Source organism: Rhodocaloribacter sp., from assembly GCF_056451265.1.
This window is the reverse complement of the sequence record NZ_JBWOPL010000103.1, coordinates 1-9,921: the sequence shown is the minus strand read 5'-3', so window position 1 is coordinate 9,921 and position 9,921 is coordinate 1. Positions and strand designations below refer to the sequence as shown.

Below are 9,921 nucleotides of genomic sequence, written 5' to 3'. Positions count from 1 at the left end.
CGCCTCGCGCCCGGCGCCGGCGCGCGGCTTCTCGCGTGGTGGCGCAGCCGCGACGCCGCCCCCGCCACCGAGGCCAACGAAGCCCTCCTCGCCCACCTCGAACGCCTCGCGCACGCTCTCGGCCGCTATCATACCGCCGAGGGCTTCGACGACCGGGGCCGCGTCTACCTCCGCCTTGGCCCGCCCGCCCACGTCGCCACCATCGACTTCAATACGAACGCTTTCCGGGAGAAGGTGCTGCGGGCCAACCTCACGCTCCAGTCCACCGATTTCCCGGAGAACGAATTCTGGGTGTACGATCACGTCGACCGGGCGGCGCAGTTTCTTTTCGTCAAAAAAGGGGGCGTCTTCCGGCTGGGCGAGGTCGGAGACCTGGTGCCGCCGACCCTGCGCAACGCGGTCGCGCCGAGCGTGCGCGGGCGAAAGAAAGGCGCGTCGGTGGTGCGGGTGATGGAGGAGATCTATCGCAACCTCTCGCTCCATCATCCCGGCTACGCCGCGCGGTATGCCGACGTGGCCGGCTACGTCGACCGGCTCGACGCCTTCGCGAGGGCGGGGTTGGAGGCGGAGATACGCCGGCGGGTGGCGGGCAACCCCCAGGGGCAAGCCGTGAACGACGGCTCGGCGGCATCCGCGAAGGCGCTTCTGGGGGCGCGCGCGCGGCAGAATGCCGAGGCCCGGCTGCGCTTGCCGGTCCCCCCGAACGAGTTTGCCCGGAGCGCGCTCTCGCAGGCCGTCGTCGAAGATCGGAGGGCGGCGCGGGCGCGCGCCCGGTACGTCCCCCGCATGTTCGTCGACGTCATGGGCGAGGCCGAACCGTTTCCGCTGTTCGTGCGCACGGCGCGTTTCCTCGATGCCGACGGGACGACGCGCACGGAGGTCTACTGGGGCGCGGCGCCGGAGAGCCTGACGCCTTCGAAGGCGATACGCAAGCGGCTCGAAGCGGAGGGGCTCCGGGCGCCGTACGACTTTCTGCTCGTCGGCACGCTGGCGCGTCTGGGCGGCGCGTACGAGCGGCGGTCGGCGCGGGAGCAACGGTTCATGCTCCGGTCCGTGGCGGCGGAGGGAGCGCAGGTCCTTCCGGCGCAGACGTTCGTCGCGCGGGGGGATACGGGGCTGTATCATCTCGCCGTGCAGTGGGACCTCTATGCCGCCGCGCCGGGGGCGGGCGGGAGGAGCCGCCCGGGGCCGCGCCTCCGCACGAACGTCTTTCGCGCCGACTCGCTCCACGCGCTCGTCGCCGACGAGCGTCGTCTGGAAATGAGCGATCTCAAGCCGTTGCGGCCCCTCTCCGTTGATGCCTCGGCCTCTGTCGAAGAGGCTGCGCCGTATCCGTACACGCGCCTGACGGCGACGCATCCGCTGGCGCTGTATTTCGAGGTATACCACCTCACCTTCGGCTCCGACGACCGGACACATTTCTCCGTGGAATACGAAATGATGCGCAATCGCGAAAAGGGGGGCTTCCTTCGCTTGAAGAAAGGGGACGGCGCGCGGACCGTAGCGCGCGCGCCCTACACCACCCGGGCGCGCACGGCGCGTGAGTTCATTTTCCTTGACCTGAGTTTCTGGGAGGGCGAGGGCGTCCTCGACGTGCGTGTGCGCGTCACCGATGAGGTGAGCGGGCAGCGGGTCGAACGGACCCTTCGGTTCGCACTTTCGGAGGAGGGCTGACGGGCGATCTGCGGCGTCGGTCGCCGGATGACGGAAGGAGATATCGCTTTGTTCTCGAAGTGATTAAGGGGGAAAATGAACGACCCATGCGCTTTTTGTTTGCCTAACTTCACCAAAACATTATATTATTACGCTTAACTGCGAAACGAATCATTTCCCTGTAAGGATTTGATTTAGTTATAAATGCGGCTATAATGGTCAGGGCTGCGCGGCCCTGTGTTCATTGCCGCATTGAGGCCTTCGCCCGAAAAACGAGTGCGCGACTCGACCTCGGCGACAAGGTTCTTCTTCCCCCACAGCATTCGCAGTATCAACCAACCACTCATCGGAAGACGCCATGTTACGAAAGCTCCTCCGGGCTAGCTTTGTGCTAGCCTTGCTTGTGCCGGGATGGGCATCGGCCCAGGTCGCCACCATCTCAGGCACAGTCACCGACCCCAACGGCGAGGCTCTCCCCGGCGCGAACGTGCTGATCGAGGAACTTGTCATCGGGGCCGCCACCGACGTCGACGGGCACTACAGCTTCGAAGTGCCTGCGGATATGGTCAATGGCCAGACGGTTACGCTCCGTGCCCGTTTTGTCGGCTATACCCCTCAAACGCGTCAGATCACCCTCTCCCCCGGCGCACACACCCAGGACTTCACCCTGGCGCCGGACCTGCTCAAGCTCGACGAGGTCGTCGTGACGGGGGTAACCGGGGCCACGCCGCAAAAGAAGCTGGCCTTCACCGTGAGCAAGCTCGACGCCTCGGCCATCGAACTGGCGCCGGCGAGCAGCCCGGTCGGTTCCATGCAGGGCAAGATTGCCGGCGCCTCGGTGCTGAAAAACAGCGGTCAGCCGGGTTCGGGCTACTCGGTGCGCCTCCGCGGATCGACCAGCATCACGGGCAGCTCTGCGCCGCTCTTCATCGTTGACGGCGTCATCCTCGGGGCCGACCAGGTCGACCTCGGCGCGCTCGACATCGAGAGCATGGAGGTGGTCAAAGGGGCCGCCGCGTCATCGCTCTACGGTTCTCGCGCGCAGAACGGCGTGATCAACATCACGACCAAGCGCGGGTCCAACGTTCCGCTGAACCAGACGCGCGTCACCATCCGGAACGAGTTCGGCATCAGCGATCTGCCGAAATCGCTCCGGCCGAACTCGGCGCACAGCTTCAAGATCGACAGCCAGGGGCGTTTCCTCAACGCCGACGGTCAGGTCAACTCCTGCGATACGTGCCTCCCGAACGGCTTCGGCCCCGGCGTGCTCGAGGACAAGATTCTGGGCGGCGTTTCTTTCTACGATAAAAAATATTCACTCTCGGGACCGACGTACAATGCGTTCGACGAGTTCTTCGATCCGGGAAGCACGTACTCCAACTACATCTCGATCAGCCAGAACAGCGCCTCGACGAACTTCCACGTTTCGTTTACGAACCTGAAGGAAGGCGGTGTCGTCGTAGGCACCGACGGGTACAACCAGCAGAGTTTTCTGTTGAACCTCGATCACCGGATCAGCAACAAGCTGCACTTGAGCGCTTCGGGGCGGTACTCGCAGTCGCAGAGCGACGACGTTCAGCGTTCGGGGGCGATCAACCCGTTCTTCGGCCTGATGTTCACCAGTCCGATCGTGAACCTGGCCCGCCGCGACGAGAACGGACAGCTTTTCGTGAAAGCCGATCCCCTGGCCGTCGAGGAAAACCCGCTCTACCTCGTAGAGAACACCGACATCAAGCAGGATCGCTCCCGTCTGCTCGGGAACTTCCGCGCCAAGTATCAGCCGACCGACTGGCTCGACCTCGAAGGCACGTTCAGCTATGACCGCCTCGATGCCGACGGCACCACGTTCATGGACCGGGGCTTCCAGACCATCGACCCCAGCGCCATCAACGACGGGCAGATCCAGCGGCGGAACTCCTTCATCGAGGCGCTCAATGGCGACGTGACGGCCTCGTTCCACAAATCGTTCGGCAAGCTCACGGCGCGTTCGCAGCTCAAGTATCAGCTCGAGAGCGACGACGAGTACTTCGAGAGCCTCACCGGAACGGGGTTGACCTCGCTGGGCATCAAGGATCTCTCGAACGTGAAGCAGTTCCCTGAAGGCGCCCGTGACTTCTCTTCGACGAAGCGGACCATCCGCGCCGACGGCCTCTACGCCACGCTGGGCTTCGACTACGAGGACAAGTACATCGGCGACTTCCTCATCCGCCGGGACGGAAGTTCGCTCTTCGGCGCCGAGGAACGCTGGCAGACGTATTACCGGGCCGCGTTTGCCTATCGCGTCTCGGAAGAGTCCTGGTGGCCGCTCAAGAGCGCCGTCGATGAGTTCAAGCTCCGGGGTTCGGTCGGCACCGCCGGCGGACGCCCGCAGTTTGAGGCGCAGTATGAGGTTTTCTCGCTCTCCAACGGATCGCTTTCCAAGGCCACGCTGGGGAACAAGTTCCTCAAGCCGGAGCTCTCGACCGAGGTGGAACTCGGCCTGGAAATGAGCTTCCTGGACCGTTTCTTCCTGGAAGCCGTCTATGCCGACAGCGAGGTCAAGGATCAGCTCTTGCAGGTGCCGCTGGCCGGTTACTTCGGGTTCAGTTCGCAGTGGCAGAACGCCGGCACGCTCACCTCGAACACGGTTGAGCTGAGCCTCAATGCGAACCTCTACCGCTCGCGGGACGTGAGCTGGGACATGGGCTTCACCTTCGACCGCACGCGGCAGGAGATCACCCAGTTCGACGCGAACCCCTTCCGGGGGGGGCCGCGCACGGCGTTCTTCTTCCGCTCGGGCGAGATCCTCGGCGCGATGTACGGCTTCCACTGGCTCTCTGACCCGTCCGAGCTTCCGGAGGGCGCCAACCCGGCGGCCTGGGATCGCAACGATGACGGCTACCTCGTGCCCGTCGGTGTGGGCAATACGTTCCGCGACGGCTTCACCGGCAACTGCGGGCTCACCGACGAGAACGGCAACCCGATCCAGGGATGCTGGGGCGCGCTGGTCGATACCGACGGGGACGGAGAGGGCGACAGCCCGTTCGGCCTGCCGGTCAAGTTCGAGACGCTCGACGAGAACGGCAACCCGACCCAGTTCGTGCAGATCGGCGACGTGCTGCCGGACTTCAACGTTGGTTTCAATACGACCTTCCGCTACAAGGGCCTGACGGCTTACATGCTGTGGAACGCTCAGATCGGCGGCGACGTGTACAACTTCACCAAGCAGTGGAGCTACCGCGACGGTCGTTCGGCCGACCAGGACCAGAGCGGGAAGCCGGATGAACTGAAAAAGCCCATCAACTACTACGAGGTCCTTTACGACGCAACGGCCATCAACGATCACTTCATCGAAGACGGCACCTATCTGAAGTTGCGCGAGGTCTCGTTGGGCTACACGTTCAGCCGGCAGGTGCTGCAGCGTTACTTCGGCAACGCGCTCAACCAGGTCTCCATCAGCCTCATCGGGCGCAACCTGCTGACCATCTCGGACTACTCGGGCTTCGATCCCGAAGTGGGGACGACCGCCGGCAGCGCCGGCGTGGGCGGAGACGCTTCTCTCTACCGGGTCGACAACTTCGGCTATCCCCTCTTCCGGTCCCTGACCGGGAAGCTGGAGATCCAGTTCTAAGTGAGGCATCCGGTGCGGAGCCTTCGGCCCTCGGCCGAGGGCTCCGATCCGGTTGTCCGAAAGCCCTTAGCTCTTAAATTTTCTTTTGCGGAAACAGCTATGAAACTATCACGATTTAGCCTTCTGGCACTGCTCCTGGCGTTTGTGTGGGCGGGTTGTCAGGACCTCTCGGTCGAGAACCCGAACAACCCGGACCGCACGCGCGCGCTCGCCGAGCCGAACGACGTCGAGGCGCTGGTCTCCAACCTCTTTAGTCAGTACTGGAACGCTACCCAGGGATGCAACGGTTCGCCGATGCTCTCGACGATGGCCGACCAGCACTCGTGCTCATGGGCCAACTGGGGCATGCGCGACATGTCCTCGGAACCGCGCATCGCGTGGGACAACAGTTCCTCCTACAGCCGCCGCGCCTCCACCGAGGGGCCGTGGTTCGACAACTACACCGGCATCTCGAACGCCATCGACGGCCTGCGCGCCGTGGAGGAGAACGAGCAGGCCTTCATCGACGCGGGCATCGACGTGAACCGCCTTCGGGCCTTCGCCAGGTTCAATATGGGGCTGATGCACGGACACCTGGCGCTGTTCTTCGACAAGGCGTTCGTCGTGGACGAAACCGTTGATCTCGAAGCGGTGGCCCTCGGGCAGGTGGAACTGCCGACGCAACCGTATAATGAGGTGATGCAGCGCGCCATCGGCTTCCTCGACGAAGCCATCGCCATCGCGCAGGCCAACAGCTTCACCATCGCCGCCTCCGACGACTGGATCTTTGGTCTCGACGTCGACAACCAGCGCCTGATCCGGCTCGCGAACTCGTACGTGGCTCGCTTCATGGCACAGGTGGCGCGCACCCCTGAGGAACGCGCCGCCGTGGACTGGAACGAAGTGATCCGCCGCATCGATGCCGGCATCGTCGAAGACTTCGCCCCCATCGGCGACGACAACGGCGATCAGGAATGGGACTGCCTGAAGTGGGCCGGCTCCGAGGGCCGCACCTGGTCCCGCGCCGACTATCGCACCATCGGGCCGGCGGACGAATCCGTCTGCGACCCCAACGACGGCAAGATCAACTGCTTCCAGGAGTGGCTCGACACGCCGCTGCAGGACCGCCTCGTCTTCGACGTGCACACCAGCGATCGCCGCATCGTGGGCAGCGCCGACGATCCGACCGTCGACGGCAAGGACTTCCAGTATCAGGGCGACAACGGCCCGTTCCCGCCCGCGCGCGGCACGTACCATTACTCTTCGCACAACCCCTTCCGGTACAAGTACTACCGGGATAACGGCTCGAACGGCCCGATGCCGGTCATGCTGAAGGCGGAGATGGATTTGCTCAAGGCCGAAGCGCTGCTCCGCACGGGCGGTTCCACGCAGATGGTTGCCGACCTGATCAACAACACGCGCGGTCCTCGCGGCGAGCTCAACCCCGCGCTGGCCACCGACGCCGTCGGCTCGCCGGACGACCCGCAAAACCACCGCGACGGCGCCAGCCTCTGGGCCAAGCTCAAGCACGAGAAACGCATCGAGACGTTCCTCACGGCCGCCGGCCTGGCCTTCTTTGACGACCGCGGCTGGGGCGACCTCGTCGACAATACGCCATACCACTTCCCGATTCCGGGCAAGGAGCTGGAAACGCTCGCGTTGCAGACGTATACCTTCGGCGGCGGCGGCGACGCCTCGGCGGACGACCGCGGTTTCTCCTGGAAGCGTGCGCCCACCGGCGGAGAAAGCCGCTTTACGATGGATGCCCGTCCGCAATAGCGCCCCGGCGTATCAGCGCGAAAGACGGATAACCTCGTCATCATCGCATCATTGAAACGTAGAGAGGTCAACACGCGTGGTCGTGTTGACCTCTCTACGTAATAGCTGTTTATTGGAACGGCGGCCCTCGGTCCGGTCCCTCCCGCGGAAAAGACGGGGTCCCCTTTAGCCTTTCTCCCCACATCTATTGAGGAACATCACCATGGCCAGACTGATAATGTGCGTCGTGCTCGTGTCGGCTCTTTGCCTGACGGCGGGATGCGGCGGGTCGTCGGCGGCGCGAAAGGCCGAACGTGAAAGCAGGTACCGGAAGTCGCTCGTCTCCGCTTCGCGCGCAGAGATTCTGCGGGAAGCGGAAGAAACACTCATCCTGAGATACGGCTTTCGCTTCAAGGAGACACGCACCTCCTCCAGCGACGACATCCGTTTCGAAACGTCGTGGAAGGACGTGCCGTTGACCAGCGATGAACGCAAGCTCGGTTATCAGGGGGCTCAGACGCGCATCCTGCTTACGGCCCGGCCCCGCAACCGTCTTGCGGGAAGGTCGGAGTCGTTCACCGTGCAGTTCATCGGAGAAGTCCGACTGCTGGACAAGGGGTTGTGGAAACGGGCGCCCATGACGGAACAGCGCAAGGCATACTTCAAGGAGATCGCCGAATACATGAACCGAAAACTCCAGACCGGGTTTTGAGATCGGGTAGCAGAGGAAATGACGTCTATGAAGAAGTTCTGGTTTAGGGCGCTCGCCGTTCTTTTGCCGCTGGCGGGGTTGGCCGTCCTCGAAGTGGCGCTGCGCGCCGCCGGTGTGGGAGCCGAGGAGCAGGCCGTCTTTGCGCCGGTGAAGGGCCATGAAGCCTATCAAACGCTGAATCCGGACTACCTGCGCCGGTATTTCAACGGCGCCTTCGAGCCGGAGGTGGCCTTCCATCCCTTTCTGAAAGAAAAACCCGACGGCGCCTTTCGCGTGATGGTGCTCGGGGGATCGTCGGTGGCGGGCTTCCCCTACCGGTTCTATCTCGGCTTTCCCACACAGATCGAACAGCGGCTCGAAGCCGAGGCGGTCGGGCAGAAGATCGAGGTGATCAACCTGGGCGTGACGGCGGCCAACAGTTATACGATCTGGGATCTCAAGGACGAGATCGCGGCGCAGCAGCCGGACGCCGTGGTGATCTATGCCGGGCACAACGAGTATTACGGCGCTTTCGGCGCGGGCAGCTCGGTCAATGCGCTCGGCAACCGAATCTGGCTCAAGCGGCTCGTCCTTCGGCTCAAGGACCTCGTGCTCTATCGCGCGCTCGAAGACCTGATCCGGAGCTTGACGCCAAAGCGCGGCGACGGGCGGAGCCTGATGGCGCAGATGATCCGAGACGCCGAGATCACGCTCGACAGCGACGCCTACCGCGACGGCATCGCGCAGTTCGAGGCCAACATGCGGGAGGCGCTCGCGACCTTCCGCGAAGCCGGCATCACGGTCTACATGGGCACGCTCGTCTCCAACCTCAAGGATCAACCGCCCCTCGGCGAAGATCCGGAGGCGCTGGCCGACTACGAGCAGGGACAGGAACTCTTCGAACAGGGAGACACGACGCAGGCGCGCGTAGCCTTTCTCTCGGCCAAGGATCGCGATGAGATCCGTTTCCGCGCCCCGGAAGCGCTGAACGCGCTCATCGACACGTTCGCGGAGGAAGGGCTGGTCACGGAGGTGGACCTCGCGCCGGTGGCGCGGGCGTATAGCTTCAGCGGCATCGAGGACGAGTGGTTCTTCGCCGACCATCTCCATCCCAACGTCATCGGATACAATGGCATCGGCGAACGCTTCTTCGAGGAGATCAAGAATCACCCGGCGCTGCGTCTGAGCGGCGTCGCTCTGCTCGAAGAGCCCATCGACGAAAACCTGGACTGGCGCATGCGCTACGTGACGCTCGACCGGCGGCTGGCCGATCCTTTCGAGCGCCTCTTTGCCCACCTTCAGGTCTTCAGCATCAACGCAGGCTATCCGTTCAACAAGGGCTCGGAAGAGGAAGAGCAAATCCTTCTCCAGCAGCAACTGGGGCGCGTGCGCGCCTCGCGGAGCTACCTCGACTACCTGACGTACGAAACGCTCGTCAACGACCTGGCGCCCGAGGAAGCCCTCGCGCTGGCCTTGCCCGTGGCCCTCGCGCGCGGCGACACCCTCTACGCGCTTCAGATGTACCGGTCTTCGCTGTACTGGCGGCCTTTCGACGAGGACCTCCGGCGCGAGGCCGTCACCTTTGCCACGCGCGCGGCGGAGGCCAACCTCCGGTATCAGCCCACGGCGGAGCAGATCCTCTTTCACGTGGTGAACCTGACCGGCGACGGCGAGAGCCTGAATGCCCTTGCGGCGCTGCGCCTGAAGCGAGGCGCGGTGGAAGATGCCGCCACCCTTCTCGCGCTGGCCGAAGCTGCGAAGCCCGGCCCGGAAGCCGCGCGGCAAGGCGCGATCCGTCTCGTCGCCCGGGACGACCTTCGCCCCGAACATCCCCGGCGGCCCGGACAGCGGACAACCGAGGAATGATCATGAAGAAGCGGACCGGGCCGACGGCGGTAATGCTTTGCCTGGGCCTCCTCACGGCGTGCGCTTCGGAGGAGGCGACGCCGTACCTTTGGCACGAAGCCGAAGGCTACCGGTGGGCCGAACTCGCCGCGCCGGGACGCCGCGCGCCGGGCTTCGAGACCGTCAACCCCGCCGAAGCCGGCCTCTCGTTCGTCAATACGCTCAGTCAGGAGCAGTTTCTCGCCAACCGGCATTACGTGAACGGCTCGGGCGTGGCGCTCGCCGACGTGGACGGCGACGGATGGACGGACGTCTACCTGGCCCGCCTCGAAGGGCCGAACGCCCTCTTTCGCAACCTCGGCGGCTGGCGCTTCGAGGACGTGAC

The 9,921-nt window shown here is 64.2% G+C and carries 6 protein-coding genes; all 6 read left to right on the top strand.

From position 1 onward, the window contains the following. The coding region (locus tag AC1HIY_RS15745) for a GWxTD domain-containing protein (protein WP_479577758.1) at positions 1-1,674 on the top strand (1,674 nt) is incomplete at its 5' end. Positions 1,675-2,011: 337 nt separating this feature from the next. Continuing rightward, a complete protein-coding gene (locus AC1HIY_RS15740; protein ID WP_479577757.1) occupies positions 2,012-5,263 on the top strand; it encodes a SusC/RagA family TonB-linked outer membrane protein in 3,252 nt (1,083 codons plus the stop codon). Positions 5,264-5,362: 99 nt separating this feature from the next. Next, positions 5,363-7,021: a hypothetical protein gene (locus AC1HIY_RS15735; RefSeq protein WP_479577756.1), complete on the top strand. Its 1,659-nt coding sequence runs from the start codon at positions 5,363-5,365 to the stop codon at positions 7,019-7,021. Between the two features lie 202 nt (positions 7,022-7,223). Beyond that, positions 7,224-7,712, top strand: coding sequence for a hypothetical protein (locus AC1HIY_RS15730; protein ID WP_479577755.1), 489 nt, complete (start codon positions 7,224-7,226; stop codon positions 7,710-7,712). Between the two features lie 27 nt (positions 7,713-7,739). After that, positions 7,740-9,557, top strand: coding sequence for an SGNH/GDSL hydrolase family protein (locus tag AC1HIY_RS15725; RefSeq protein ID WP_479577754.1), 1,818 nt, complete (start codon positions 7,740-7,742; stop codon positions 9,555-9,557). 2 nt (positions 9,558-9,559) lie between these two features. After that, positions 9,560-9,921, top strand: a 362-nt coding sequence (locus AC1HIY_RS15720) for an FG-GAP repeat domain-containing protein (protein WP_479577753.1), incomplete at its 3' end; no start/stop codon positions are given.